The organism is Flavonifractor sp. An10 (genome assembly GCF_002161215.1).
In the GTDB taxonomy this organism is placed as follows: Bacteria; Bacillota; Clostridia; order Oscillospirales; family Oscillospiraceae; genus Flavonifractor; species Flavonifractor avistercoris.
Genome location: NZ_NFMB01000003.1, coordinates 121,922 through 148,082 on the forward strand (window position 1 = coordinate 121,922; position 26,161 = coordinate 148,082).

The following is a 26,161-nucleotide window of genomic DNA, read 5'->3' on the forward strand; positions in this document are numbered from 1 at the left end:
GAAGACCGGAAAGGGAAAGGAAGGGAAGAGAGGAAAACGCTTATTCGGGGAGGTATTCCCCGGGATCCACGGCGGCGCCGTCCAGGGCCATGGCAAAATGCAGATGGCTGGCCAGGGCGCTCTCGGCGATGGCGGTGTCCCCCACCGTGCCCAGCACCTGCCCGGCGTTCACATGGTCGCCCGCCTCCACCATGGCCTCGGCGGCCAGGTTGGCGTAGGTGCTGGTAAGGCCTCCGCCGTGGCTGACGGTGACGACGGTGCCCATCAGGGGATCCTGGCTGACGGCGGAGACGGTGCCGTCCGCCGCCGCGCACACCTGGCTGCCCAGAGCGGCGGCGATGTCCACACCGTCATGGGTGCGCCAGTCGTCCATGGTGGGATTATACATCAGCTCGTCCACGCTGAAGGCGGCGACCAGCTCCCCCCGGACGGGCCAGGTGAAGGACGTGGGGGCCGTCTGGGGCGCGGGCTCCGGGGTCGGCGCGGCGGCGGGGGTCGGCTCGGGGGTGGACTCCGCCGCCGGGGTCGGCACGACCGACGGCCGGACGGCCGCGGGCACCGAGTGCTCCGGCCGGGCGGGTGTGCGCACCGGCGCCGGCGTGGGGGTGACGGTAATCTCCGCCGTGGCCGCCACGGGGGCGTCCGGCCCGTCACGGGTGAGGGAGTCAAAGAGATAATAGCCCGAAATTCCTATTGCGGCGACGCAGAGGAACAGGACTATGTAGAAGCCCTTGCCCTCCAGGAAGTCGCCCACACGCTGGTGGAACGGTTTTTTCATATGATTAGCACCTCCGAGCCCTATTGTGGACAGGCCCGGAGCTGGTTATACATGGAATTCCAAATTTTTTCCGGGGCTTGTCTGGACATCGCCAATGTTCAAACAAGCCCTAGGTGCTCTCCCGGTGGTGATCGGCCAGGGCCCGGAGCATGGCCGAGACCTCCCCCCGGGTTTCCTCCGGCAGGGCGCGGTACAGGGCCAGCAGCTGGGCCTCATCCGCCGAAAGGCCCCGGGCCTGGGGCCTGGACTCCAGCCGGAGCAGCCGGTCGGCGGAGGCGTGGTACAGCCTAAGCAGGGTGGCCAGGGTCTGGAGATCCGGCTCCGAAACCCCGTTCTCATATCCCGAGAGAGTCTTGTTGTTGATTCCGGTCAGCTGCATCACCTGGGTCTGGGTCAGCCCGCGCTTCTCCCGGGCCACCCGCAGGGCAAAGCCAAACTCCTCCATAGCCACACGCTCCTTTTTGTCCATTGTAATCGAAGAAGGAACGGTTCCCCCTCTGATTCTTAAAAATACAGAAATAATAGTTACTTTCTTATTATCAAAGATTTATAATGGAGCCTGCGCCACCGCGCCGGGCCTGTTTTAAGGAATTTTTAATGTTTCCTTCATCCCTGCTTTCATACAATTCTGGTAAGCTGTTCCCCGTCGGGGAAATTGTGAACGAACTGCGAATTTTTGGCCGGCTCCGTTGACATATGACAGGCTGTCGTCTATGATATGTGACAGCTTGTCAGGTCAGGAGGGACGCCATGCCCAGCACAACGTTTTACAATCTGCCGGCGGAGAAGCGGGAGCGGCTCCTGTCGGCGGCCCGGGCGGAATTTGCCCGGGCGCCCTACGAGGAGGCCTCGGTCAACCGGATGATCCGGGCGGCCGGCATTCCCCGGGGCAGCTTCTACATGTACTTTACCGACAAGGAGGAGCTCTTCCGCTTCCTGATGGAGACCTACAGCGGCATGCTGTCGGACTGGATGGGCGCGCAGCTGGCGCGCAACGGCGGGGATCTCTTCGCCGCGTTCCTGGCCCTGTTTGACTTTATCCAGGCCAACCGGGAGAGCGTGCCCTTTCAGGAGCTGGCGGCCATCCTGCACCGGAACCGGCAGATGCAGCCCGGGCTGCTGCTGGAGGGGCTGCGCCCCGGCGCGGTGCTGGAGCGCCTGCGGCCGCAGGTGGATCTCTCCCGGCTGGATCTGCGGGCCGAGACGGATCTGGCGGATCTCTTCCGCCTGCTGGCCATCTCCACCCTCAGCGCGCTGACGGCCGGATGCGCCGGCGGCGGTCGGTCGGATCAGCGGGAGCACCTGGAGCGCGTGTTCAGCCTCCTGCAGCGGGGCGCGGCGGCCAAGCCCGCCCCCTGCTGTGAGTCATAGCAAAGGAAAGAAAAGGAGAAACCACTATGGAAGCAACCCAAGTCAAGCCGGAGGGATCCGCGTCGGCTCCGTCGGCGCCGGAGAAGAAGATTCCCCAGTTCCAGGCACCCAGGAAGAAGCGCAAGTGGGTCAAGCGGCTGATCATCATCCTGGTGATCGTGGCCCTGCTGGCCTTCCTGCTCTCCCGGTGCATGGGCGCGGGGCAGCAGGCCCTCAGCTCCGTCTATCTGCCCTACACCGCCGAGATGCGGGACATGACGGTCTCGGTCTCCGGCACCGGCACCATCGAGCCCATCAGCGCCTACCGGGTGACCAGCCTGGTCAGCGGCGAGATCCTGGAGGCCCCCTTTGAGGAGGGGCAGACCGTCCACAAGGGGGATGTGCTCTTCCGCATCGACGCCGGCAGCGTGGAGAACAACATCCAGCAGCTCCAGCTCAACGTCCAGTCCGCCCAGCTGGCCCTGGACGATCTGCTGGAGACCCAGAGCGATAACCAGAAAAACCGGAATGTCACCGCCGAGGACGGCGGCATCATCACCGAGCTGTATGTGGATCAGGGTGACGCCGTGACGGTGGGCACCGTCATCGCCGACGTGCTGGATCGTGACCACATGAAGCTGGAGGTGCCCTTCCACTCCGCCGACGCGGCCGGCTTCTACGCGGGCCAGCCCGCCGCCGTCATGGTGGACGGCACGGCGGAGCAGCTCACCGGCACGGTGGACTCCATCGCCGCCACCGACAGCGTGGGCCCCGGCGGCACCCTGGTGCGGCAGGTGACCATCCGGGTGGATAACCCCGGCGTCCTCACCGACGCCAGCCGGGGCACCGCCTCTGTGAACGGCCTGGCCTGCGCCTCGGGCAATACCTTTACATACGCCGCCTCCGGCCAGATCACCGCCGAGGCCGCCGGCGATCTGGATGTGCTCAGCATCCGGGAGGGCGACCGGGTGGCCGACGGGCAGGTGATCGGCGTGATTTCGGAGTCCGACCTGGACAGCCAGATCGAGAACGCCCGCATCGCCCTGGAGAATGCCCAGCTCTCCCTCCAGAACGCCCAGCGGCAGCTGGAGGACTACACCATCACCTCCACCATCGACGGTGAGGTGATCGAGAAGAACCTGGACGTGGGGGACAACATGGGCGGCATGACCGGCTCCGGCGCCTCCGCCTCCTACGCCGCGGTGATCTACGACCGCTCCCAGCTCACCTTCGACATGGACATCAGCGAGGAGGATATCAGCCAGATCCGGGTGGGCCAGAAGGTGGAGATCACCGCCAACGCCCTGGACGGCCAGAGCTTCACCGGCGTGGTGGACAAGATCAACATCAACGGCACCACCACCAGCGGCAACACCACCTACCCGGTGACCGTGCTGGTGGACGGCTCCCCGGAGGAGCTCTACCCCGGCATGAACGTGTCCGCCCGGGTGATCGTGGAGGAGGCGGGCAATGTGCTCACCCTGCCTGTGGAGGCGGTGGAGCGGGGGAACACCGTGCTGGTGGCCCTGCCCGGCTGCCTGGACGAGGACGGCAGCATCGCGGACATCACCGCCACCGAGAGCCGCCAGGTGACCCTGGGCCGCAACGACGACAACTACATCGAGATCCTGGACGGCCTGGAGGAGGGCGACGTGGTGCTGGCCCTCAGCCCCCAGGGCTCCAGCCTGATGAGCGCAATGGGGATGGAGTAAGCCATGGAACACCTCATTGAACTCAGGGACGTCTACAAGATCTACCAGATGGGGGACGAGGCGGTTCACGCCCTGGACGGCATCTCCCTGACGGTGGATCCCGGGGAGTTCGTGGCTATCGTGGGCCAGTCGGGCTCCGGCAAGTCCACCGCCATGAACATCATCGGCTGCCTGGACGTGCCCACCTCCGGCACCTATCACCTGGCCGGGGTGGACGTGTCCACCATGGACGACGACCAGCAGGCCGAGATCCGCAACAAGATGCTGGGCTTCATCTTCCAGCAGTACAACCTCATCCCCAAGCTCAACGTGCTGGAGAACGTGGAGCTGCCCCTGCTCTACGGCGGCGTGTCCGCCTCGGAGCGGCACCGGCGGGCCATGGAGGCCCTGGAGCGGGTGGGCCTGGCGGACAAGTGCAAGAACCTGCCCAGCCAGCTCTCCGGCGGCCAGCAGCAGCGGGTGTCCATCGCCCGGGCCCTGGCCGGGAAGCCATCGGTGATCCTGGCCGACGAGCCCACCGGCGCCCTGGACTCCCGCACCGGGCGGGAGGTGCTGGGCTTCCTCCAGAAGCTCAACGCCGAGGGGGACACGGTGGTGCTCATCACCCACGACAACTCCATCGCCGTGAAGGCCAGGCGCATCGTCCGCCTCCAGGACGGCAGGATCATCTACGACGGCGATGCCCACGACCCCCGGGCCGTGGTGCAGCCGGAGGACGAGGCGGCCGCCGGAGAGGCCAGGGAGGTGCTGAACGTATGAACGTGGGCCAATCCTTCCGCCTGGCCATCAAGAGCCTGCTGACCAGCAAGGCCCGGGCGCTGCTCACCATGCTGGGCATCATCATCGGCGTGGCGGCGGTGATCGTCATCGTCTCCCTGGGCACCGGCATGCAGACCTATATGAACAGCCAGTTTGAGCAGGTTGGCGTCAACCTGATCCAGGTCATGGTGTATGAGCAGCCGGGCAACCGCAACGCCGACGCCGACGACTTCTATGAGCTGGCGGAGAAATATCCCCAGTACATCGACTCGGTGACCCCCGCCCTCACCATCAGCGGCATCGTCCGCCACGGTGCCGACGAGTATGAGCGCACCAGCGTCACCGGCGTCAGCGAGACCGTCTACAACCCGGAGACCAGCCAGACCGTCAACGGCGAGCAGCTGGAGGACGGCCGCTTCCTCAGCTATGTGGACGTGGAGCGGAACCAGCACGTGTGCGTGGTCGGCAGCTATCTCAACGAGGCCATGTTCGGCGGCAGGGGCGTGGGGCAGAGCCTCACCATCGGCGGCGTGCCCTTCACCGTCATCGGCACCATGAGGGAGACCGCCGACTCCACCGAGGGCAGCGGCGACGACTTCATCTACGTGCCCTACGGCCTGGCCCCCCAGCTCAACGGGGCGGCGGGCGGCTCCGGCATGAACGGCTATCTGGTGGCCAGCACCAGCGAGGACACCTCCTCCGCCGCCAAGGGCGTCATTGAGAGCATGCTCTTCCGCATCTACGAGGACAGCAGCTGGTACCAGGTCATCACCATGGCCGAGATGATGAGCATGATGGACTCCATGCTGGGGGTGCTCATGACCATCCTGATCGTGATCGCGGCCATCTCCCTGGTGGTGGGCGGCATCGGCATCATGAACATCATGCTGGTGTCCGTCACCGAGCGCACCCGGGAGATCGGCATCCGCAAGTCCCTGGGCGCCAAGGGCAGGGACATCCGGGGCCAGTTCATCATCGAGGCGGGCACCACCTCCGCCATCGGCGGGGTGATCGGCATCCTGCTGGGCATCCTGCTTGCCAACGTGTTCACCGCCGTGGTGGGGATGGTCATGCCCACCGCCGAGGGCTTCGCCGCCATCCCCAGCGCAGGAGGCATCCTGGTGTCCTTCGGCGTCAGCGTGGGCATCGGCGTGCTCTTCGGCTACCTGCCCGCCAACAAGGCGGCCAAGCTCAACCCCATCGACGCGCTCAGATACGACTGAGGCCCACCCTCAGCCTTCCCCCCACAGGGGGGAAGGTGCCCCAGTGCGTACACTGGGGCGGATGAGGGGGCGCTGGTGGATCCTCTCGCTCCGCACCCTCATCAGTCAGCCTGCGGCTGACAGCTTCCCCCTGGGAGGGGGAAGCCTTCCCTGCGGAAAGGCACACCCTTGCCGAATCGGCGCGGATGGTATATGATCAGCTTATCCAGTATACCCGCTTCCACTTTCACGAGCATGAGAAGGAGAAAAGGAAGATGAAACAACGACTGTTATCCGGCCTGCTGTGCGCGGTGCTGGTGCTGGGCCTGCTGCCCGGGCTGGCGCCGGCGGCCCAGGCCGCCGCTCCGGCGGAGGAGGACGCCGCCCAGGTTCTGGCCGCCCTGGACATCATGGTGGGCGACGCCAGCGGCAGCCTCAACCTGGACGCCTCGGTCACCCGGGCGGAGTTCACCAAGATGGCGGTGGCCGCCTCCACCAGCCGGGACGCCGTGGGCGACACCGTGGCGGTGAAGCCCTACCCCGACGTGCCCCAGACCCACTGGGCCGCGCCCTACATCAAGGCCGCCGTGGATCTGGGCCTGGTGCAGGGGGATCTCCACGGCAACTTCAACCCCGGCCGCACCATCACCCTGGCCGAGGGCGTCACCATCGTGCTGCGCCTGCTGGGCTATGAGGACGCCGACTTCACCGGCGTCTGGCCCTCCGGCCAGATGGCCCAGTACCGGGCCCTGGATCTGGACGAGGGGGTCACCGCCGGCCAGGACAGCGCCATGAAGCGCCGGGACGCCCTGTACCTGTTCTACAACCTGATGATCACCAAGAACAAGGAGGGCACCTACTACCTCAACGTGCTGGAGCCCACCCTGAACCTGGTGAACACCGCCGGGGAGCTGGATCGGGTGGCCCTGATCAACTCCGCCATGGAGGGCCCCGTGGTGGCCTCCTCCGGGTGGCAGTCCCAGGTGGGCTTTGACACCGCCTCCGCCACGGTCTACCGCAACGGCGGCGAGAGCACCCTGTCCGCCGTCCAGAACCAGGATGTGGTCTACTGGTCGGAGTCCATGCACACCATCTGGGCCTACTCCAACAAGGTCACCGGCATCTACGAGTCCGCCGCCCCGTCGGCCAGCAATCCCACCTCCGTCACCGTGGCGGGCAAGAGCTATGACATCGAGACCACCGAGGCGGCCTATCAGCTCTCCGACCTGGGCGGCTACCAGGTGGGGGACAGCGTGACCCTGCTGCTGGGCCGCAACGGCGGCGTGGCCGCCGTGGGCGAGGCGTCGCTGGCCCAGGATCTGGTCTACGGCGTGGTTCTCTCCGTGGAGAACACCACCTATGAGGACAGCGACGGCAACAGCTACAACACCCGCACCGCCACCATCTTCGGCACCGACGGCAACACCTACCGCTACCCGGTGGAGAGCCGCAGCCTGGAGGCCGGCGCCCTGGTTCGGGTCACCAACTCCGAGGACGGCGTGGAGATCCGCGGCCTCAGCTCCACCAAGCTCACCGGCCGGGTGAGCTCCGACGGCAAGACCCTGGGCCGGTATACTCTGGCCTCCGATGTGCAGATCATCGACACCTATGAGACCTGCACGCCCATCCAGGTCTATCCCAGCCGCCTGGCCGGGGCCAACCTCACTGGCAGCACCATCCGTTTCTACGCCCTCAACGCCCAGGGGGAGATCAGCCACATGATCCTGGAGGACGCCACCGGCGATCTCCACCAGTACGGCATCATCACCGGCGTCAGCGAGGTCTCCGCCGGCCTGGTCACCAACTCGGCCTACACCTACGACGTGGGCGGCGTGAAGCAGGTCTTCACCTCCGACACCACCATCTACAATCTGAAATCCGACCCCTGCCAGGTGAAGATGGAGAGCGACACCACCGTGGAGCGCCTCTACAACCTGACCGAGGTGGAGGTGGACAGCATCAACGGCAACACCATCGTGGACGCCCAGAACCACAGCTACACCCTCTCCGACAGCGTGGCGGTCTATGTGTACGAGAACAACGAGTACCAGCTGACCAGCCTGGAGCGGGTCAGCGGCGGGGACTACCGGCTCACCGCCTGGTACGACAAGCCGGAGAACGAGGGCGGACGCATCCGCGTCATCCTGGCCCGCTGATACCCTCCAAAATCGGAAAGTTCAGTCTGTCAAAAAACTTCCGCAAAGGAGAGCCTCGCAGAGTTCCTGCGGCCGCAGCCGCAGGAATCAAATGAAAATCCGTCATTTCCGGCGACATGCGCGTCGGAAATGACACCTCTCATGGCGGAAGGGGCGACTTTTTCGTAAGAAATCGAGTCCCTTCCGCCATGCAAGCCTTCTCAAAAAAGTGGCCTTCGGCCACTTTTTTGACTTCTGTTCAGAGCAGCAGGCCTCCCTGGCAGAGGATCGCCGCGCACCAGCACGCCGTGGCCCCCAGGGCCCCGGCGGCGGCATAGACGGGGCCGGGTATGCGCCGCCGCAGGCGGCCGGGGCCGGTATTTTTGCGGACATAGCCGTCGGCCACCCGCCGGGCCTCCTGGAGCACCTGCTCCGCCGTAACACCCTGCCCGAAGGCGTCCTCCTTCAAAATAAAAATGGCCTGCTCGAAAAAGCGGGGATCCGGTTCCTTGACCACAATCACCTGCCGGGAGACACCCTTGACCACCGGAAGCACATCCTTTCCTGTTTTCTTCCAGTATAGCCCCCTTTTCACCGGCCCATTCCGCCGGTGGAAGGAATTGGCGCTCATATCCCGGCCCGGGCCGCCGTAGACTAGTCCAGTGAGAGGAGGCGGCGGGATTGTCCCACAGACGGCGGCTGGCGTGGTCGCTGGCCCTTTTGTTCGCGGTCAACATCGCAGTCATCAGCCTGGCCCAGCAGGCCCAGGCGGCCACCTACCGGCAGGGCTCCACCGGCGAGCAGGTGCGCATCATCCAGACCAAGCTGAAAAACTGGGGCTACTACGACGGCGCGGTGGACGGCATCTTCGGCTCGGGCACCGCCGAGGCGGTGCGGTATTTCCAGCGGAAGAACGGCCTCACCGCCGACGGCATCGCGGGCCCGGCCACCCTGAAGGCCCTGGGCATGTCCACGGGGGGCGGCGGCTCCGGCCAGGAGAGCACCGTGGAGCTGCTGGCCCGGGTGATCTCCGCCGAGGCCCGGGGGGAGCCCTACAGCGGCCAGGTGGCGGTGGGGGCGGTGATCCTCAACCGGGTGGAGCACCCCTCCTTCCCCAACACCGTGGCCGGGGTGGTGTACCAGCCCGGGGCCTTCACCTGCATGGTGGACGGGCAGATTGACCAGCCGGTGGCCGATTCGGCCTACCGGGCCGCCCGGGACGCCCTCAACGGCGCGGATCCCAGCGGCGGGGCCATCTACTACTTCAACCCCAGCACCGCCACCAGCGCGTGGATCTGGAGCCGGCCCCTGATCAAGGTCATCGGCAGCCACCGCTTCTGCGCCTGACAGCCAAAAGGAGGAGACATGGCCGCGGCCATGCCTCCTCCTTTTTTGCGGCTGCTTTCATTCCAGATCCTCAGGCAGGAAGGCCCGGTAGGGCAGCACACCGGACAGCTCCACCAGCACGTCGGAGAAGCCGCCGCTGCCGTCAAAGCCCATGGCGGGGGTTTTCAGCACCTCGCCCTTCTCCGGCGGCCGGAGGGGGAGAGAGACGACGGCGCGGGAGCCCCGCCCCTCCTGCTGCTGAACCACGATGGTGCCCCCGTGGGCCGCGGCGATGCGGCGGGCCACCCGCAGGCCCAGGCCCAGGCTCCCCGGCCGCTGGAGCAGGGTGTTCTCGTCGGTCTCCGGCGTAAAGCCCGCCCCGCTGTCCCACACGGTGATGACCGCCCGGCCGTCCCGCCGGGCCAGGCGCATCCCCGCCCGGCCGCCCTCTCCCGCCGCCCGGAGGGCATTGGAGATCAGGTTGAGCAGCATCCGGCGCAGCTGGGCGGCGTCCCCGTGGGTGAGCAGGCTGCCGTCCTCCTCCTCCCAGGTGAAGCCCACCCCGGCCAGCTCCGCCAGGGCGCTCACCTGCCGCCCCAGCTCCCGGCACATGCCGGCCAGATCCAGGGTGGTCTCCCGCAGGGGCGTATCCTCCTCGGGCAGCTCCAGGTACTCCAGGTTGCCCACCATGCGCATCATGCGGTACAGGCTCTGGTGCAGGATGGCCAGATAGGGGTCGTACTGCGCGCCCCCCTTTTCCTGCACCACCGGGGTGAGCAGCTGCACCGCCGCCGCCAGGTTGTTCATCTGCTGCCGGAGCTGCTCCGCCAGGAGCGGCCCCAGATCCTCCGTCTGAAATGCCAAACGGCTCCCCTCCTTCCGGTCATCCATAGCTTGTGCAGGCCGGCCCTAAATTCCTATGGTAAAGCCAGTATAACAAAATTTGGCTCGAGCCTCAAGCGAAAATGTCGAAATCTGTCGAAACCGCCGCGTTTACCGATACTCCCCCTGTAAATTTATATAGTTTCCCCAGTAAGATTTCGCATTTCCCCCTTTTCAACCGGCGCGGTTTCGTTTATAATGTAGGCGCGCTGAATAAGAGCATCTAAGAATCTATTTAGAACAAAGGAGCGATTCAGTATGAGCATTAAAGTTGGCATTAACGGTTTTGGCCGCATCGGCCGTCTGGTCTTCCGCGCGGGCATCAACCGTCCTGACATCGAGTTTGTCGGCATCAACGACCCCTTCATGACCCCCGACTACATGGCCTATATGCTCCGTTACGATACCATGCACGGCCGCTTCGACGGCACCATCGAGTACACCGACGACGCCATCATCGTCAACGGCAAGAAGGTTCGCTTCTTCGCCTGCATGGATCCCAAGGACATCCCCTGGGGCGAGGCGGGCGCCGAGTACGTGGTGGAGTCCACCGGCGTGTTCCTGACCAAGGAGAAGGCCCAGGCCCACATCGACGCCGGCGCCAAGAAGGTGGTCATGTCCGCTCCCTCCAAGGACGACACCCCCATGTTCGTCTGCGGCGTCAACCTGGACAAGTACACCCCCGACATGACCTTCGTGTCCAACGCCTCCTGCACCACCAACTGCCTGGCCCCCATCGCCAAGGTGCTGCATGAGAACTGGGGCATCACCGACGGCCTGATGACCACCGTCCACTCCACCACCGCCACCCAGAAGACCGTGGACGGCCCCTCCAAGAAGGACTGGCGCGGCGGCCGTGCCGCTGCCGGCAACATCATCCCCTCCTCCACCGGCGCCGCCAAGGCCGTGGGCAAGGTCATCCCCGAGCTCAACGGCAAGCTGACCGGCATGTCCATGCGTGTCCCCACCCTGGACGTGTCCGTGGTGGATCTGACCGTCAACTTGGCCAAGCCCGCCAAGTACGACGAGATCTGCGCCGCCATGAAGAAGGCCTCCGAGGGTGAGCTGAAGGGCATCCTGGGCTACACCGACGAGGACGTGGTGTCCTCCGACTTCCTGGGCGACACCCGCACCTCCATCTTCGACGCCAAGGCCGGCATCGCCCTGACCGACACCTTCGTGAAGGTGGTCTCCTGGTACGACAACGAGATCGGCTACTCCAACAAGGTGCTGGATCTCATTGCCCACATGTACAGCGTGGATCACAAGTAATTTCCCAAAAACCGCAGCAAAAAAGAGGAGGCCGGCGGCCTCCTCTTTTTTGCTGTGCAAACGCATAGCAAAATTGGCCATGTGCCGCTTTCAGCGGCACATGGCCATGAAATCAAAAGCGCGCGGACGGGAAATGGTGCGCGTCAGTTCTGCTCAATGTGGCTCTTGACCCGCTGGATGATCATCTCCAGGGCCACGGCGTTCTTGCCCCCCTCGGGGACGATCAGGTCGGCGTAGCGCTTGGAGGGCTCCACAAACTGCTCATGCATGGGCTTGACGGTGGTGAGGTACTGCTGCACCACCGAGTCCAGAGAGCGGCCCCGCTTCTTCACATCCCGCACGATACGCCGCAGGATGCGCACATCCGCGTCGGTGTCCACGAAGATCTTGATGTCCATCAGCGACCGCAGGACGGGATCCACGAAAATCAGGATACCCTCCACCAGCACCACCTTGGCCGGGCGGACTTCCACCGTCTCGGCGGCCCGGTTGTGGACGGTGTAGTCGTAGGTGGGGCTGTGCACCGTCTCCCCCCGCTGGAGGGCCCGCAGATCCTCCACCAGCCGCTCCGTATCAAAGGCATCCGGGTGGTCGTAGTTGAGCTTGCACCGCTCCTCATAGGGCATCTCGTCGTGCTGCCGGTAATAGTTGTCGTGGTAGAGAATGGACACGTCCTCCCCGAAGCGCTCCTTCAGGCGCAGGGTCAGGGTGGTCTTGCCCGAGCCGGTGCCCCCGGCGATGCCGATAACCATGGTGTTCAATGTTTCCGCCCCCAGTTTCCCCAATTTTCTACAGTATAGCACGCGGCGGCGGGAGGCACAACCCTCCCGCCGCCGCATTTGCTACGGTCTGACCACAATTTTTTTGTCCCCCGGCGGGCACACCCGGCCCACGGCTGCGGCGGTGACGCCAGCATCCGCCAGGCGGCGGAGCAGCTCGCCGGCCCTTTCCTCCGGGATGCTGAGCAGCAGGCCGCCGGAGGTCTGGGGATCGTAGAGGCAGTCCAGCACCGCCTGGGGCACGGCGCTGTCCGCCGCCGCGTCCGGCCCGGCAAAGTCCCGGTTGCGATAGGCCCCGGCGGGGATGATGCCGTCCCGGGCCAGCTCCAGGGCCTGGGGCAGAAGGGGCACTTTCCCGGCCCACACCTCCGCGGTGCGGCCCGAGCCCTCCGCCAGCTCCTTCAGGTGGCCCAGCAGGCCGAAGCCGGTGATGTCGGTGCAGGCATGGGGGCACAGGGGTGCGGCGGCCTGCGCGGCGGCCTTGTTGAGGGCCGCCATCTGCTCCACCAGGGCCCGATAGGCCTGTTCATCCAGCAGCTCCGCCTTGGCGGCGGTGGTGAGGATGCCGGTGCCCAGGGGCTTGGTGAGCACCAGGATATCCCCCTCCCGGGCGCCGGTGTTGGTGAGCACCCGGTTCGGGTGAACCAGTCCGGTGACGCACAGGCCGTACTTGGGCTCCGCGTCCTCAATGCTGTGGCCGCCGGCGATCACCGCGCCGGCCTCCGCCGCCTTGGCCGCGCCCCCCTCCAGAATGGCGCCCACCGCCTCCCGGGGCAGGCAGCCGGGGACGGCCAGCAGGTTCATGGCCAGCCTGGGCTCGCCCCCCATGGCGTACACGTCGGACAGGGCGTTGGCCGCGGCGATGCGGCCGAAGTCATAGGGATCGTCCACCACCGGCGGGAAGAAGTCCACGGTCTGCACCAGGGCCAGCTCATCGCTGAGGCGGTAGACGGCGGCGTCGTCGCTCTCGTCAAAGCCCACCAGCAGGTTGGGGTCAGAGATCCGGGGCAGCCCGGACAACACGGATTTCAGGGCACCCGGCCCCAGCTTGGCCCCTCACCCGCCCGCCGTGGTCATGGCGGTCAGGCGCAGCTTCTCGTACGGCATATCGTCACCCCCTCTCGCGGATTTGTCTCCAGTGTACCCCATTTCGCCCCAAAAGGCAACGGGGAAAGCGCACCCCCGTTTCCATCGGCGCATAGGCTGGAGCGGAAAAATTCAACTTCTGGAGGGGTCACGCATGCAAACAGAACCGAAGGTGTGCTTTTACCTGGGGGCCAACTCCCCCGGCGGCTTCCATTCCCTGTACGACGAGCTGTTCCGCCCGGAGGAGGCCCGGAGCATCTACATTCTGAAGGGCGGCCCGGGCTGCGGCAAGTCCTCCCTCATGCGCCGGGTGGGGGCGGCCATGGAGGAGCACGGCCTGGACGTGGAGTACATCGTCTGCTCCGGCGACCCGGACTCCCTGGACGCGGTGGTGATCCCCGCCCTGAAAACCGCCCTGGTGGACGGCACTTCGCCCCATGGCACAGCACCATTAGGACACCCTGCGAAAAAAGTCAGTATTTGCAAGGGTTTGCAGGATCGGCTTTTGGACGGCACCAGCACCGGGCGTGTTTACTTGGGACACTTTTATTGGACAAGCATTCAAAAATAGGCGTAGCTGCTCAAAAAAAATCAACCCGCTACTGATCGTAACGAGTTGATTTATCAGATTAAGCCTCTGCCATAGGCACGTTCCATCGGCGGCGGGATTCGAACTCACACAGTAATGCACGTAACGGATTTTGAGTCCGCTGCGTCTAACATTTCCATATGGGGCAGCTTAAAAGTGAATATACACGGATTGTAAAGGGGAGTGCGCCTGGCCGTGCTCCCTTGACTTTATCTATTGGGAGGAGAAAAGATGGTTGCAGGACACTTGCAGCAGAAAAAAGGCTATTGGTACATAGTACTCAATTTGCATGACGAAGCCGGGAAACGAAAGACGAAGTGGATCGCCACCCATCTCCCAGTACCGGGCAATCGAAAGCGGGCGGAGGAACTGCTGTTTCAGACCCGGCATCAATACGCAGATTCCAAGGGGGGAAGCGGGCTGCTGTTTGCAGACTATATGCTCCAGTGGCTGGGGACCATGAAAGCAAAAGTGTCCCCCACCACCTATACCAGCTATCGGAATCTGGTGGAAAACAGCATCTGTCCCTATTTTCGAGAGCGGCGCATCACACTGGCCGGGCTGCGCGCTTCAGATATACAGGGATACTACGACGATCTCCTGGCGTCCGGGGTATCGGGCAATACGATTCTCCACCATCACGCCAATATCCACAAGGCTCTGAAAGACGCGGTGCGGCTGGACCTGGTGGACCGGAATGTAGCCGAAATCGTGGAGCGACCGAAGAAAACACCCTATATCCCGCGGTATTACTCACTGGAGGAGGCAAATGAACTGCTGCACAAGCTCCGGGGCCACTGGCTCTGGCTGCCCGTAATGCTGTGCCTGTTCTACGGCCTGCGCCGCAGCGAGGTGCTGGGGATTCAATGGCGGAGCGTTGATTTCTCCGTGGGTACCATCCAGATTCAGCATACCAGGGTCTATCAGGAGGTAGGTGGCCAACAGGTTTCCGTGGGGAGGGATACTATGAAGCAGAAAGCCAGCTGCCGCACACTTCCCATGCCGGAGGAGATCGCCGCCATTTTGCAGGAGGAAAAACGACACCGCTATGGGGAGGAAACTCCGCCGCCAGAGAACTACCTCTGCCTGAATCCGGAGGGAGAGCCCATCGCATCCAACTACCTCAGTCAAAGCTTCAAAGAGTTTCTCCGGGATCACGGTCTGCGGGAGATCCGCCTGCATGACCTCCGGCACACCTGTGCCTCCCTCCTGATCCAGAAGCGGACGCCCCTGATTGAGGTGCAGCAATGGCTGGGACACAGTACGCTGTTCACAACGGCAGACCTGTATGCCCACCTGGAATATGAAACAAAACTGGCCAGCGCACAGACGCTGAAAAAAATTTAACTGGAGGAATATGCCATGACGATTCATGGGATTTTGAAAAGCCTGTCGGCGGAGGATCTGGCACTCACCAAACGGTATTACGAGAGCATCCAGCCCTTTGAAGTCCAGCCCAGCGATACCTATGAATTTGACGCGGAGTTCCCCGCCGAAGACGGGGAGCGCATCATCGCGGAGATCACATTAGACGAAAACGCAGAGATAAAGGATCTGTACTGCACCTGCCGCGCCGGCGGTCTCTGCGTCCATCTGGCGGCGATGATGTACGATATGGAGGAGCGTAAAACGGTCTTTTTCTCCGGGTGCATGCCGAGGTAAAACAGGATAAGCAGAGTTAAGTCAAGGAAAATATTAAAACGACATATTTTTCTTGACTTAACTGCGAATTAAAGATATCCTGTACTCGTGAGGTGAGGAATATGAAGCGCAAGATCGAGGGACAGCTACTTGCCTGGAAACAAAAGACTGCCGACCGCCTGCCGCTGATCGTCAACGGCGCCCGACAGGTGGGAAAAACCTATATTCTCCGCAGGTTTGGCGAGGAACAGTTTAGCAATGTGGTCTATATCAATCTGGAGACGAATCTGACAGTGGCTTCCTATTTCGATGAGAATATCCAGCCTGAGCGCCTGTTGCGGTATCTGGAGGCCTCCACTGGCGAGCACATTATCCCCAGTGAAACGCTGATTATCTTCGATGAGATCCAGTCCTGTGAGCGGGCGCTGACGGCGCTGAAATACTTCTGCGAGGAAACGCCCGAATTTCACATCGCCGCCGCAGGCAGCCTGCTGGGCGTAGCCATCAACCGGCAAAAATATTCCTTTCCGGTAGGCAAGGTGGAAACCATCACCCTCTATCCGCTGGATTTTGAGGAGTATCTCTGGGCCAGGGGCAAGGAATTCCTCTGCAGGGAAATCCGGGCCGCCTATGACTCCATGGAGCCGTTGCCTGATGCCCTGCATCAGGAGGCTATCGAGCTGTATCGGGAGTATCTGCTCATCGGTGGTATGCCGGCTTGCATCAATGCTTTTTTGAAACGAAGGAGTTTTCTGGATGTGCCGCTGGTGCAAAGCGAGATCCTGGACAACTACATCGCGGACATGGCCAAATACGCCAGCAACGCCGACAGCGTGAAGATCCGCGCCTGCTACAACTCCATTCCGGCGCAGCTGGCCAAAGACAACAAGAAGTTCCAATACAAGGTGGTGCAGAAGGGCGGCAGCGCCACGCTGTTCGGGGCCTCTATCGAGTGGCTGAATCTGGCGGGCGTGGTGCTGAAATGCCAGCGCATCAATCAGGCCTTTGAACCCATTGCTGTCTACGCAGACCTCTCCGCCTTCAAACTTTACATGGGCGATGTGGGGCTGCTGACGATGAAATCCGGGATCTCTCAACAGACGGTGCTCTCCGGTGAAGGGAATACCTTTATGGGGGCGCTTACCGAGAACTATGTGGCCCAGCAACTGGCCGCCAAGGGGTATGATCTGTACTATTGGGAAAGCAGCAGTACCGCGGAGCTGGATTTTGTGCTGCAGAAGGGAAATCAGATCATTGGGGTTGAGGTTAAAAAAGGAGAGCATGTCCACTCCCGCAGCCTCAGCGTTTTTGTGAGCAACTATAAGCCTGCCTACTCCATCCGGCTGTCGTTGAAGAACTTTGGAGAGAAGGATGGGTTGAAAGCTGTTCCGCTGTATGCGGTGTTTTGTATATAAGAATGGAGAGACATAGAAGGCGAGGCATCCTGAAAACAGGAAACCTCGCCTTCTATATTTAAACTAAGCTCATAGGATTACTAGTCGAGTAAAAATTCCTAGGTCAGGTAGAATAAATTTCGCAAAAATAAAAAGAGACATGGTTTGCAGATCTCTGGTAGAATGAAGTCGCGACACACCATTCGAAAGGAGACAGCAAACCATGTCCGAGAAAATTGTACAGCTAAACGAAGAAGTTATCAAGGGGCAGCTCAAGGAACTTGTACGCGGAAGTGTAGAGGAAACCCTCAACGAGCTGCTGGAGGCTGAGGCAGAGAAATTGACTCAAGCAGCCCGGTACGAGCGTAATGAGCAGCGCCAGGGCTACCGCAGCGGCCACTACAACCGCAACCTCACCACCACTTCCGGGGATGTCACCCTCAAGGTGCCTAAGCTGAAAGGGATCTCCTTTGAAACGGCTATCATTGAGCGGTATCGCCGCCGGGAAAGCAGCGTGGAAGAGGCTCTCATTGAGATGTACCTGGCCGGCGTATCCGTCCGGCGCGTGGAGGACATCACCGAGGCCCTCTGGGGCAGCAAGGTCTCACCCTCCACCATCAGTGAGCTGAACAAGAAAGCGTATGTCCACATTGAGGATTGGCGGAACCGCCCTCTGCAGGGCGGACGCTATCCGTATGTCTATGTGGATGGGATCTACCTGCGCCGTAACTGGGGTGGAGAGTTTGAAAATGTGGCTATTCTGGTGGCGATTGCGGTCAATGAGGACGGATATCGTGAGGTTCTTGGCGCTGCCGAGGGTATGAAGGAGGACAAAGCCAGCTGGGTCAGTTTCTTCCAGTGGCTGCATAGCCGTGGCCTGGATGGCGTGAAGCTCATTGTTGGCGACAAGTGCCTTGGCATGCTGGAAGCTGTGGGAGAAGTGTTTCCTGAGGCCAAATACCAGCGTTGTACCGTCCACTTTTACCGTAATGTGTTCTCGGTCACACCTCGCTCTAAGGTGAAGCTGGTAGCCAAAATGCTCAAGGCGATCCATGCTCAGGAGAGCAAGAAAGCTGCCCGGGAAAAGGCCAAGGCCGTGGTGGAGGAACTGCGCTCCATGAAACTGAAAGAGGCCGCCCAGAAGGTGGAGAATGGCATTGAGGAAACGCTGACCTATTGCGATTTTCCCAGTGAGCACTGGACCCGTATCCGTACCAATAATGTGATTGAGAGGCTGAACCGAGAGATCCGCCGCCGTACCCGTGTGGTTGGCAGCTTCCCGGACGGCAACTCAGCTCTAATGCTGGTTTGTGCCCGGCTGCGCCATGTAGCCGGTACTCAGTGGGGCAACAAGAAGTACATGAACATGAAGCACCTGGAGGCGACCTTGGAGGATGCCTCCATTGCTGGCTGACTTCATTTACGGCAGAGTCTGCGAACTAAAGTGCGAAAAATTCTTGACACGACCAATTCCTAAGGTAGTGCATTCACCATTTGTATTTGGCTAAAACTTGAAAAAAATCGTTAAGACTATGTATTTCAACTCCTATGTGTACACCTCAGATATAGAGTCGTTTTTTCGGGGCTAATTCCGAAGATTCTTTTTTAAAATAATATCTCTCAATTGCGAAGCATTTATTTTGCCATCATGATACTCGGCAAGATGCTGATTATAATTAATTCTAGGTAATGGTGTTATGATTCTCCCTACAAAGCCAAACTCTTGCCTTAAAGGCTCAAAACCATTATTCAGTTTCTGTAGCATATAATCTAAAAATCTATACTGCAACATATCAGCATATGCGGCTCTATATAGCAGATAACTTTCACTCAAATGTTGATTTGAGTAATTTCTACCATTCCAAAATATTTTCCGTGTACAATTTAGAAACTGAAACTCCAATTGCTTTTGATGTTCAGTAAAGTTATAAATTCCCTCGAGACTTTTATCAAGCGCTAAATTAGTAGTTCCGAGCGTGTCAAATCGAGAAAATTTATTAAGAAGTTGCCGAAAATACGTCTTCTTGAAACCCAAGTCTTTCAAGTAAAAGGGAACAACACTTTGATTATTCACCTTAAACATAATTCGACTTTGTCCATCGGGAGTTTTTGCAAAAAATTTATATACTTTTTTTGCTTTGATACCTTTGGAAACGCAGATTGGAACAAGTCCTATTCCCTGAAGGGTTCCTCTCGAGTCAATCCACTTTACAATTTCCAAATATGCCGTTCCATTCAATATCAAATGATACATGAGCGTGTCCAGTAATTTATCAAAAGAATATCTGAAGAAAGAATAGTCATCAAATGTGAGAAGTTTTTTCAACAAATCATCGGCGGGACTTACATCATAGAATTCATCATGTTGCTCGATTGGGGCAAGCTTAATCGAAAATGACCTACAAAAATCTTCTACAAACATATGTGAATGCATTCCACGTTTATATTTGTAATGATGGTGAAGATATGCTCTAGGTGTTTGTTGCGAGGAGGTAAGTTCATTGTGTATCTGTCTCATGCAAATTCTTCTCCCATTTAGACCGACTTTCATATTGTTTCTCGGAAGGAACATACTGATTAAGGCAAAGGATTAAATACAAATCCTCAACATTATCTGCAAATCCAAGATTTTCAAACGATGTTCCACAAAAAGCTTTTAATAAAGTACTTTCTGTTTTCGGGACTTTGATTCCCCAGTCTTTATATTCGTAATGACAAAGACCGCTCACTCGAATCGAATTAGTAATTCTTTGCACCCAGTTTGTCTGAATCAGGTCGCGGTTTCCAATTCCAAGCATATGGCCTTTTCTGTAAGATAGCATTTCAATTATTTTCGTTAGTATTTCTCTTTTCTTTTCATCTTTGCTTACAAATTCACTTAACTCTGCATCGACTAGCTCCCTCCATTGTCTATTCTTAGAAAACTCACCCCACAATATTGCTAGTCCACTAATAATTGCATATTCTATAAGAGGCGCAGTAACAACATGGAATACGGCACTTTGCTTATGTAGTTCTTTAATTTTTACTACATCTGATCTCACGTATTCGTGGTATAGCAGAACTACTCCAAAGAATCCTGAATATGCAGATTTAAACGATTCGAAATCATCATCCTCAATTGCCACAACCAAATATTCACATAGCTGGTTGTAACAAAAACCCAAGGAATCAGGAAAATCCTCTCGATCCCTCCAATGAGCAAGTGTCGTCTCACCACAACATTTTACCAAATACGGAGGAAATCTTTTTTCTATTTCTTTTCTTCTGGTTAAAAATTGCTTCAAATGGCATTCGTCCCATACGACCGTTGGCTCAAAATGCAGTGCTTCAAGTTTTGGGAAAAAAGTGTTCAGGGTTATCAAAGCCATAGATGCTTTTGAAGACAACTCAAACAAGCGTGAAAGCACTGTTGCTCCTTGCAGATAGCATTTATTTTCGGTCAAACGTTTTCCTACGGAGAAAACATTATTATAAATTTTATCCATTGAGTCAACAACATCATTTAAGTCCTGATAAACCGTATATGCAACAGCTTGTTTTATGTACCAGTCAGGAGTTACCCGTTTTGATTCGATCCTGAGTTCTGCAAAAATGCAATTAAATAAATGCTCTACGAAATGATTGTTGTAGTATCTGTTGTTCGGTTTTAATTGCTCATAAGAACATGCTTCTGTTGCACAGTTTAACAAAGAGTCAATATTTAATTCTCTAAGATATTTATTTATTCCAATGATGATATTTATATATATTCCAATAAATACATCTGCAATTGCAGCGGCCAATATAACGTGATTTTTGTCATCACTTTTAGCACACGCAATACATGCAGGTAGAATTTTTCCTTGCAGATCAACAACACTTTTTGTCCAAAACAATAGGCAGCCACTTTCCGTTGCTTGGCTCGATAACTGGGCGACAATATTTAGATATGAGTAAAGTGTATTAAGGTCATTCTCCGCACACAGCTTTTCAACACAAATATTGTTGATGCGAAGTAAATCTTGCTCAAACCACCATCTGTTTTTTATTCCGCTCATTGCCTGAAGTGATACTCCCGTATTTAGCGCCAGACTGATTTCGGTATCTGTTGCAGTATGCCATTTTTTATACTGTGTCTCTGATCGGTACCAAAAAGAATCATAATAAATTTTTTCTTTAACGCCCCAATAAACACTTATAAGCGCCAAATTGTTATTTATGAAAGAGAGCATAGCGGGGTTTTGGTTAATAGGGTTATCTTTGTTATATGCAGCAATGTCCTGTAGAATCTTAAATTGCTTTGTGCAAATTTTTTGATAGTGGTTTTGAAAATTGGGATCGTTTGAAAAGTGATTATTTACTGATATTTTTCGAATTGCAGAATATATTTCGGGATAAAGATTATCAGAAATGTTAAATGTATTGGATAGCTGATACATTCGGTTTCCAGTAATACTAAATGTGATGATCATCCGGATGGTTAAAAAGAGTAGAGCAATAATTGAGAAATAAGAAAAAGAAATTCCTATAAGGCACCCAAACAGAATAATGACACAAAAGATAATGTATCCTGTTATTTGCTTGATGCATCGGTTAGTTACCACATCTCTTTGGAATGCTGAAGATATTGTTGCTGGAGCATTTGTGTATTTAGATGAATACACCGAGGTCATATTTGAACAGTACAAACCAAGAATTACACCGGCAACACCTATACCACCGATTACGATATCAACTAGAATACTCTCTGACAATGCAGCTATTAATGGATATGTTTGAGTTTTTGCCAATATCTCCATAGCAGACAACAACAACTTGTCACCAACGTATAATACGGCAACTAAGACGAGATTTATAGCAACCTGGACTAACAACGTTCGTATTACTATTCTTGAAAAAGAAGATAACCGTTCCGACGACTCTTTTCTCTCATTCAGTCTAAAAGCAGCTTTCTTAATTTGAAACTTTAAGTTCCTGCATTTTTGGCGAATAAGCCAATACCATTTAGAATTCATAACACGCCTCCGAACTACGGATTCTTACTTGAATATACCACATTTTAGTATTCCACACAATGGAATGACCCAATTCGTTTCTTTAGCTGGAAATGCAATGAAGCCTATATGTATTAGTTCAACTTTGCCCAATTACTATATTTGGAAAGTAGATGTACATCTCGTATATCTACTTTTTCATATCTTACGCCATTAACTCATAGAGTTCCCTGGAGGTGTTTTATGAACGATCCAATATTCATCTTAATCGAGCAGCGACAATCCAGCGACGAGTCCCCGATCAGCACCATCATCCAGCAGGCCATCACAGCCTGGCTTACAAAAGAACTCACCAAATGATCCCTACGCTGCGTTTTGGCGGCGTAGGGATTTCAAATAATTTCTTGCCGTATCACTGCTCTCAGTGCTAAGATGGAAACGAGCAGTTACGCCTTTTAGGAGGTGTGACATATTCTTTGTGCGATCTATACACGACTGAGTAAGGAGGACGAAGACAAGCAGCAGAAGGAATCCGAGAGCATCCAGAACCAGAAGTCCCTGCTGATCCACTACGCCGTGGAGCGGGGGTGGGACATCTACCATATCTATTGCGATGAGGATTACTCCGGGGCCGACAGTCTGCGGCCGGACTTCAACCGGATGATCCGAGCGGCCCAGGAGAAGAAGTTTCAAATCATCCTCTGCAAGAGCCAGTCCCGGTTTACCCGAGACATGGAGCTAGTGGAGAAGTACATCCACGGCCTGTTTCCCCTCTGGGGAGTCCGATTCATCGCCGTGGCCGACAACGCCGACACGGAGATAAAGGGCAATAAAAAGGCCCGGCAGATCAATGGCCTCATCAATGAATGGTACCTGGAGGACCTGTCGGAAAACATCCGCATGGTCTTTGACATGAAGCGGCGGCAGGGGCAGTACATCGGCGGATTCCCCATCTACGGCTACCGGAAGGACCCGGACAACAAGGGGCATCTCCTGGTGGACCCGGAGGCGGCGGAGGTGGTGCGGCAAATCTTCCGCTGGTCCCTGGAGGGTCACGGCAAGCAGAGCATCGCCCACATGCTCAACGACCTGGGGGTGGTTAATCCTACCCGGTACAAGGCAGAGCGGGGCTGGGACAGCAACCACTTCTGCAAGCAGGATTTCGGACTCTGGAACAAAAATACCGTATGGCGGATCCTCCGCAATGAGATCTACACCGGCGTCATGGTGCAGGGGCGGACTAAAAAGGCCAGTTACAAATCCAAGGCTATCATCGTCATGCCCCGGGACCGCTGGTTCCGGGTGGAGGGCACCCACGAGGCCATCATCGACCGGGAGACCTTTGAGACCGTCCAGCGGAATCTGGACATCCGCTCTCGGGAAGACGGTACCGGCATGGTGCACCCTCTGGCGGGCCTTGTGAAGTGCATGGACTGCGGCGGCACCATGAGCAAGACCTCCAACGGGAAAAAGGGGAAAGCGCAGGTATATTATCTTCGCTGTAAGCTTTATGCCGACAGCGGGACAAAGAAGTTGTGTACCCGCCACTCCATTCGGCTGGACCGGCTGATAGAACTGGTTTCCCAACGCATCCGGGACTACATCGGGGCGTACTACCATTTGGAGGAGCTGGAGCTCCCGCTGCCAAAGGACGACCACCGTGAGGCCCTGCTGCAGGAGCAGAAGACCCTGAGTGCCCAGTTGGAGAAGCGGAGCATGGCCCTGAAAAACCTGTACTTGGATAAGGTGTCCGGTGTGCTCAGTGAAGGACAGTTCGTGGAACTGAACCAGGATTTTCTGACGGAAAAAAGCCGCCTGGAGCGGCGGCTGGCCCAGATTGATCAGGAGTTCTCCGAGCAGGAGCAGCCCCGCAATCAGGAAGAGGTCATGGCCAAGGCCCGGGAGTTACTGGAACTTAAGGCCCTCCCCCGGGAGCTGGCGGTGATGCTGATCGAGAAAATCGAGATTGGTGAGCAGGACCCAGAAACAGGCCGGCAAGAGGTCAAAATACACTGGAAATTCTAAGAAATGTGGGGCTCACGCCGAAGCCCTGCGAGGTGTCCTAAAGGGACAATACCCATGTGGTGGAGCCCAAATACCCCGGCCTGGTGGAGGAGTATGTGAACCTGGGGGCGTGCTACGACCGGGAGGGCCTGCAGGGGGTGCGGGACGGGCTGATGGGCTGCATGAAGGGCTACAAGGGCTGCTATCAGCGGGCCTACCGCTGCCTGACGGCGGCGGCCCAGATCGGGGAGGATGTGCGCGCCCTGCTGCTCACCCCGGCGGTGGAGGCCAAGATGGCCAAGCGGGCCCGGGGCATCCTGTCCCGGGAGATCAAGAAGGGGGACGGGGATGCCGGCCGGGCGGTGCGCCGCTTCCTGGGGGCGGTGACCTGGAAGGGCGCCCTGTGCAATTTTGAGACGGTGGAGGCCCTGTGCAGGCGGGTCTACGAGCTGTCCGACCCCTACGGCATGGCCCATCCCATGCTGAGCCAGCTGGCCGCCGGGGCCCTGGCGGCGGGGCACGACGCGATCCTCTGCCCCTCCCCCCTGTATCCCGACCGGCTGGAGCATCTGCTGCTGCCCGGCCTCTCCCTGGCCTTTGTCACCGGCACCCCCGCCCTGCCCTGGCCCAAGCGCCCCTACCGCCGCATCCGGGTGGACGCCATGGCGGACGCGGAGCTGCTCCACCGAAGCCGGGCCCGGCTCAAGTTCTCCCGCAAGGTGTCCGCCGCCCTGGTGGACGAGGCGGTGGACTCCCTGGCCCAGGCCAAGGCCATGCACGACGAGCTGGAGAAGCTCTACAACCCCCACGTGGACTTCGGCCGGGTCTATGAGACGGCGGAGGAGATCATCTCCGCCCTGACCGCCCAGATGTAACAGCGGGCCGCCGCGAAACTGCGGCGGCCCCTTTTTGCCCCGGCTATGCCTCCCCCCACAGCTGGCGGGACACCTGCCGCAGCTCGGCCTCAAAGGCGCTGTCCTTCCGCCAGAGGAAGGTGAACTCGTGGGAGACGCGGCAGTCGGTGAGGGCCACCGGGTACAGCGTCCCTGCCGCCAGCTCCGCCTCCACCGCCCGGCGGTAGAGGAAGGTGATGCCGCAGCCCGCCTTTACCAGCTCCTTGATCACGTAGAGGTCGCTGATCTCCACCACCCGGCCGAAGTCCTCCACCCGGTGGTTGCGCTCCTCCAGCACCCGCTCCAGCACGTCCCGGGAGCCGGAGCCGGGGCTGCGCAGCAGCAGGGTCTCCCCGAACAGGGCGTCCAGGGGGCGGGCCGGGGCGCCGGCCAGGGGGCTGTCCGCTCCACAGACGCACAGGAACTCCTCCAGCGACCAGACAATGTAGTCGTACTCGCTCTTGCGGAAGTAGCCCTCCACCACCGCGAAGTCCAGCTCCCCAGCGTTGAGCTTTTGCAGCAGATTGCGGGTGTTGTCCACCGTCATGTGGAGCTCCACGTCCGGGTTGGCCTTCAGATAGGCCGCCAGCCGGGGCGGCAGCAGATACTCCCCCACCGTCAGGGTGGCCCCGAAGCGGAGGGCCCGCCTTCCCTGGCGGAGATCCGCCAGCTCCCGCTTCAGCTTCTCCTCGTCGTGGCGCATGGTGAGGGCCGCCCGGCGGAGCAGCTCCCCCTCCGGCGTCAGGGTGAGGCGCTTGCTGCGGTAGTCCAGCAGCCTGACGCCATAGTAGGTCTGGAGGTGCTGGATGTGCTGGGTCACCGCCGGCTGGGTGATGTTCAGCTCCTCCGCCGCCCTGGTATAGCTGCCCAGGCGGCATACCGCCAGAAAGGTCTCCATCCGAAAGTCCTGCATGCCCGCTTCCCCCTTTTCTTTTCAGTATACTCCATCCGGCCGCCGGGGGAAAGGGGGGAGTTTTTGCACCGGCCGGTGGAAATGCCATATACCAAATTTGCAGGATTATTTTCTGATGATGCATTTTGAAATTAGTTTCATGCCGTGGGATGTTCTGTGGGGCCCCCACCGAAGCCCAGCGGAGGGAATGAGCTTTCGCGTTTACGCGGAAGAGAACGATCCGCAGCTTGGGCCGACGATGTAGGGGCGACCTGTGGTCGCCCGCTTGCCTGCGTATCCACCAACCCGTGGGGCGCGACGACCTCGGCGCGCCATCCGCCTGCCGGGATGCCCCCGGGGGCGGGCCTGCCCGGCCGGGGCACCGCTTTCTTTCCGAAAGAAAGCGGTGGGAAAGAAAGGGCCGGGGGTGTGCCCCCGGCGTCCCCCCAAACGGGGGCTCATGGCGGCGGTGGGCTGTACGGACAGGGCAA

23 protein-coding genes are annotated in these 26,161 nt (G+C 58.7%); 14 read left to right on the forward strand and 9 right to left on the reverse strand.

Going from position 1 to position 26,161, the window contains the following annotated elements; genetic code table 11:
• Positions 1-40: 40 nt before the first annotated feature.
• Entirely contained in the window at positions 41-778 is a 738-nt protein-coding gene (locus B5E42_RS05945) for a M23 family metallopeptidase (protein ID WP_087237652.1), read from the reverse strand.
• Between the two features lie 109 nt (positions 779-887).
• The gene (locus B5E42_RS05950) at positions 888-1,223 is read right to left on the reverse strand and encodes a helix-turn-helix transcriptional regulator (RefSeq protein ID WP_162613918.1); all 336 of its coding nucleotides are present in this window, start codon (positions 1,221-1,223) and stop codon (positions 888-890) included.
• Positions 1,224-1,528: 305 nt separating this feature from the next.
• On the opposite strand from B5E42_RS05950, the gene B5E42_RS05955 reads away from it, so the two are divergent.
• The 5 genes from B5E42_RS05955 (at position 1,529) to B5E42_RS05975 (ending at position 7,957) form a co-directional block, all read left to right on the forward strand.
• The gene (locus B5E42_RS05955; protein ID WP_087237656.1) at positions 1,529-2,149 is read left to right on the forward strand and encodes a TetR/AcrR family transcriptional regulator; all 621 of its coding nucleotides are present in this window, start codon (positions 1,529-1,531) and stop codon (positions 2,147-2,149) included.
• Positions 2,150-2,175: 26 nt separating this feature from the next.
• On the forward strand, positions 2,176-3,840 hold the full coding sequence (locus tag B5E42_RS05960) for an HlyD family efflux transporter periplasmic adaptor subunit (protein WP_087237658.1): 1,665 nt from the start codon (positions 2,176-2,178) through the stop codon (positions 3,838-3,840).
• Positions 3,841-3,843: 3 nt separating this feature from the next.
• Positions 3,844-4,599: an ABC transporter ATP-binding protein gene (locus B5E42_RS05965; RefSeq protein WP_087237660.1), complete on the forward strand. Its 756-nt coding sequence runs from the start codon at positions 3,844-3,846 to the stop codon at positions 4,597-4,599.
• On the forward strand, positions 4,596-5,822 hold the full coding sequence (locus B5E42_RS05970; RefSeq protein WP_087237662.1) for an ABC transporter permease: 1,227 nt from the start codon (positions 4,596-4,598) through the stop codon (positions 5,820-5,822). Before B5E42_RS05965 ends, B5E42_RS05970 begins: the two co-directional genes overlap by 4 nt.
• A gap of 254 nt (positions 5,823-6,076) precedes the next feature.
• Positions 6,077-7,957, forward strand: coding sequence for an S-layer homology domain-containing protein (locus B5E42_RS05975; RefSeq protein ID WP_087238257.1), 1,881 nt, complete (start codon positions 6,077-6,079; stop codon positions 7,955-7,957).
• A gap of 238 nt (positions 7,958-8,195) precedes the next feature.
• Here B5E42_RS05975 and B5E42_RS05980 read toward each other — a convergent pair whose 3' ends face one another.
• Positions 8,196-8,483: a translation initiation factor 2 gene (locus tag B5E42_RS05980; protein ID WP_242967036.1), complete on the reverse strand. Its 288-nt coding sequence runs from the start codon at positions 8,481-8,483 to the stop codon at positions 8,196-8,198.
• A 188-nt stretch (positions 8,484-8,671) separates the two neighbouring features.
• Between B5E42_RS05980 and sleB the strand changes: the two genes are divergently transcribed.
• Positions 8,672-9,283: a spore cortex-lytic enzyme gene (gene sleB / locus B5E42_RS05985; protein ID WP_242967055.1), complete on the forward strand. Its 612-nt coding sequence runs from the start codon at positions 8,672-8,674 to the stop codon at positions 9,281-9,283.
• Positions 9,284-9,340: 57 nt separating this feature from the next.
• Here the strand turns inward: sleB and B5E42_RS05990 are convergent, their stop codons facing one another.
• Positions 9,341-10,126, reverse strand: coding sequence for a HAMP domain-containing sensor histidine kinase (locus tag B5E42_RS05990; RefSeq protein ID WP_087237668.1), 786 nt, complete (start codon positions 10,124-10,126; stop codon positions 9,341-9,343).
• A gap of 276 nt (positions 10,127-10,402) precedes the next feature.
• Here B5E42_RS05990 and gap point away from each other — a divergent pair, with 276 nt between their 5' ends.
• Positions 10,403-11,416: a type I glyceraldehyde-3-phosphate dehydrogenase gene (gene gap, locus B5E42_RS05995; protein WP_087237670.1), complete on the forward strand. Its 1,014-nt coding sequence runs from the start codon at positions 10,403-10,405 to the stop codon at positions 11,414-11,416.
• 143 nt (positions 11,417-11,559) lie between these two features.
• On the opposite strand, the gene udk is transcribed toward gap, so the two are convergent.
• Together udk and selD are read right to left on the reverse strand one after the other, a co-directional pair.
• Positions 11,560-12,177, reverse strand: coding sequence for a uridine kinase (gene udk, locus B5E42_RS06000; RefSeq protein WP_087237672.1), 618 nt, complete (start codon positions 12,175-12,177; stop codon positions 11,560-11,562).
• An 81-nt stretch (positions 12,178-12,258) separates the two neighbouring features.
• Positions 12,259-13,302 carry a selenide, water dikinase SelD gene (gene selD, locus B5E42_RS06005; protein WP_087237674.1) on the reverse strand — a complete coding sequence of 348 codons (1,044 nt, stop codon included), beginning with the start codon at positions 13,300-13,302 and terminating at the stop codon, positions 12,259-12,261.
• A 133-nt stretch (positions 13,303-13,435) separates the two neighbouring features.
• Here selD and B5E42_RS06010 point away from each other — a divergent pair, with 133 nt between their 5' ends.
• The 5 genes from B5E42_RS06010 to B5E42_RS06030 all read left to right on the forward strand — a co-directional run bounded on the left by B5E42_RS06010 (position 13,436) and on the right by B5E42_RS06030 (position 18,319).
• Complete coding sequence (locus B5E42_RS06010) at positions 13,436-13,852, forward strand: hypothetical protein (RefSeq protein ID WP_242967037.1); 417 nt, start codon at positions 13,436-13,438, stop codon at positions 13,850-13,852.
• A gap of 249 nt (positions 13,853-14,101) precedes the next feature.
• Positions 14,102-15,217: a site-specific integrase gene (locus B5E42_RS06015; RefSeq protein ID WP_087237676.1), complete on the forward strand. Its 1,116-nt coding sequence runs from the start codon at positions 14,102-14,104 to the stop codon at positions 15,215-15,217.
• Positions 15,218-15,232: 15 nt separating this feature from the next.
• Positions 15,233-15,532: an SWIM zinc finger family protein gene (locus B5E42_RS06020; protein WP_087237678.1), complete on the forward strand. Its 300-nt coding sequence runs from the start codon at positions 15,233-15,235 to the stop codon at positions 15,530-15,532.
• A gap of 101 nt (positions 15,533-15,633) precedes the next feature.
• A complete protein-coding gene (locus tag B5E42_RS06025; protein ID WP_204244381.1) occupies positions 15,634-16,926 on the forward strand; it encodes an ATP-binding protein in 1,293 nt (430 codons plus the stop codon).
• Positions 16,927-17,128: 202 nt separating this feature from the next.
• Positions 17,129-18,319: an IS256 family transposase gene (locus B5E42_RS06030; RefSeq protein ID WP_087237682.1), complete on the forward strand. Its 1,191-nt coding sequence runs from the start codon at positions 17,129-17,131 to the stop codon at positions 18,317-18,319.
• Positions 18,320-18,490: 171 nt separating this feature from the next.
• Here the strand turns inward: B5E42_RS06030 and B5E42_RS18745 are convergent, their stop codons facing one another.
• Both B5E42_RS18745 and B5E42_RS18750 read right to left on the reverse strand, forming a co-directional pair.
• Positions 18,491-19,423, reverse strand: a complete 933-nt coding sequence (locus B5E42_RS18745) for a hypothetical protein (RefSeq protein WP_141242470.1) — start codon at positions 19,421-19,423, stop codon at positions 18,491-18,493.
• On the reverse strand, positions 19,404-21,902 hold the full coding sequence (locus B5E42_RS18750; RefSeq protein WP_141242471.1) for a hypothetical protein: 2,499 nt from the start codon (positions 21,900-21,902) through the stop codon (positions 19,404-19,406). Before B5E42_RS18750 ends, B5E42_RS18745 begins: the two co-directional genes overlap by 20 nt.
• A 450-nt stretch (positions 21,903-22,352) precedes the next feature.
• On the opposite strand from B5E42_RS18750, the gene B5E42_RS06035 reads away from it, so the two are divergent.
• On the forward strand, positions 22,353-23,906 hold the full coding sequence (locus tag B5E42_RS06035; protein WP_087237685.1) for a recombinase family protein: 1,554 nt from the start codon (positions 22,353-22,355) through the stop codon (positions 23,904-23,906).
• Positions 23,907-23,962: 56 nt separating this feature from the next.
• On the forward strand, positions 23,963-24,760 hold the full coding sequence (locus B5E42_RS06040; RefSeq protein ID WP_242967038.1) for a hypothetical protein: 798 nt from the start codon (positions 23,963-23,965) through the stop codon (positions 24,758-24,760).
• A 43-nt stretch (positions 24,761-24,803) separates the two neighbouring features.
• Here B5E42_RS06040 and B5E42_RS06045 read toward each other — a convergent pair whose 3' ends face one another.
• A complete protein-coding gene (locus B5E42_RS06045; RefSeq protein WP_087237687.1) occupies positions 24,804-25,691 on the reverse strand; it encodes a LysR family transcriptional regulator in 888 nt (295 codons plus the stop codon).
• Between the last annotated feature and the right edge of the window lie 470 nt (positions 25,692-26,161).

Excerpts from the sequence above, each read along its gene's own strand:
- B5E42_RS05945 (WP_087237652.1), bottom strand. The coding sequence starts at position 778 with ATGAAAAAACCGTTCCACCAGCGTGTGGGCGACTTCCTGGAGGGCAAG.
- B5E42_RS05950 (WP_162613918.1), bottom strand. The coding sequence starts at position 1,223 with ATGGAGGAGTTTGGCTTTGCCCTGCGGGTGGCCCGGGAGAAGCGCGGG.
- B5E42_RS05955 (WP_087237656.1), top strand. The coding sequence starts at position 1,529 with ATGCCCAGCACAACGTTTTACAATCTGCCGGCGGAGAAGCGGGAGCGG.
- B5E42_RS05960 (WP_087237658.1), top strand. The coding sequence starts at position 2,176 with ATGGAAGCAACCCAAGTCAAGCCGGAGGGATCCGCGTCGGCTCCGTCG.
- B5E42_RS05965 (WP_087237660.1), top strand. The coding sequence starts at position 3,844 with ATGGAACACCTCATTGAACTCAGGGACGTCTACAAGATCTACCAGATG.
- B5E42_RS05970 (WP_087237662.1), top strand. The coding sequence starts at position 4,596 with ATGAACGTGGGCCAATCCTTCCGCCTGGCCATCAAGAGCCTGCTGACC.
- B5E42_RS05975 (WP_087238257.1), top strand. The coding sequence starts at position 6,077 with ATGAAACAACGACTGTTATCCGGCCTGCTGTGCGCGGTGCTGGTGCTG.
- gap (WP_087237670.1), top strand. The coding sequence starts at position 10,403 with ATGAGCATTAAAGTTGGCATTAACGGTTTTGGCCGCATCGGCCGTCTG.
- B5E42_RS06010 (WP_242967037.1), top strand. The coding sequence starts at position 13,436 with ATGCAAACAGAACCGAAGGTGTGCTTTTACCTGGGGGCCAACTCCCCC.
- B5E42_RS06015 (WP_087237676.1), top strand. The coding sequence starts at position 14,102 with ATGGTTGCAGGACACTTGCAGCAGAAAAAAGGCTATTGGTACATAGTA.
- B5E42_RS06020 (WP_087237678.1), top strand. The coding sequence starts at position 15,233 with ATGACGATTCATGGGATTTTGAAAAGCCTGTCGGCGGAGGATCTGGCA.
- B5E42_RS06025 (WP_204244381.1), top strand. The coding sequence starts at position 15,634 with ATGAAGCGCAAGATCGAGGGACAGCTACTTGCCTGGAAACAAAAGACT.
- B5E42_RS06030 (WP_087237682.1), top strand. The coding sequence starts at position 17,129 with ATGTCCGAGAAAATTGTACAGCTAAACGAAGAAGTTATCAAGGGGCAG.
- B5E42_RS18745 (WP_141242470.1), bottom strand. The coding sequence starts at position 19,423 with ATGAGACAGATACACAATGAACTTACCTCCTCGCAACAAACACCTAGA.
- B5E42_RS18750 (WP_141242471.1), bottom strand. The coding sequence starts at position 21,902 with ATGAATTCTAAATGGTATTGGCTTATTCGCCAAAAATGCAGGAACTTA.
- B5E42_RS06045 (WP_087237687.1), bottom strand. The coding sequence starts at position 25,691 with ATGCAGGACTTTCGGATGGAGACCTTTCTGGCGGTATGCCGCCTGGGC.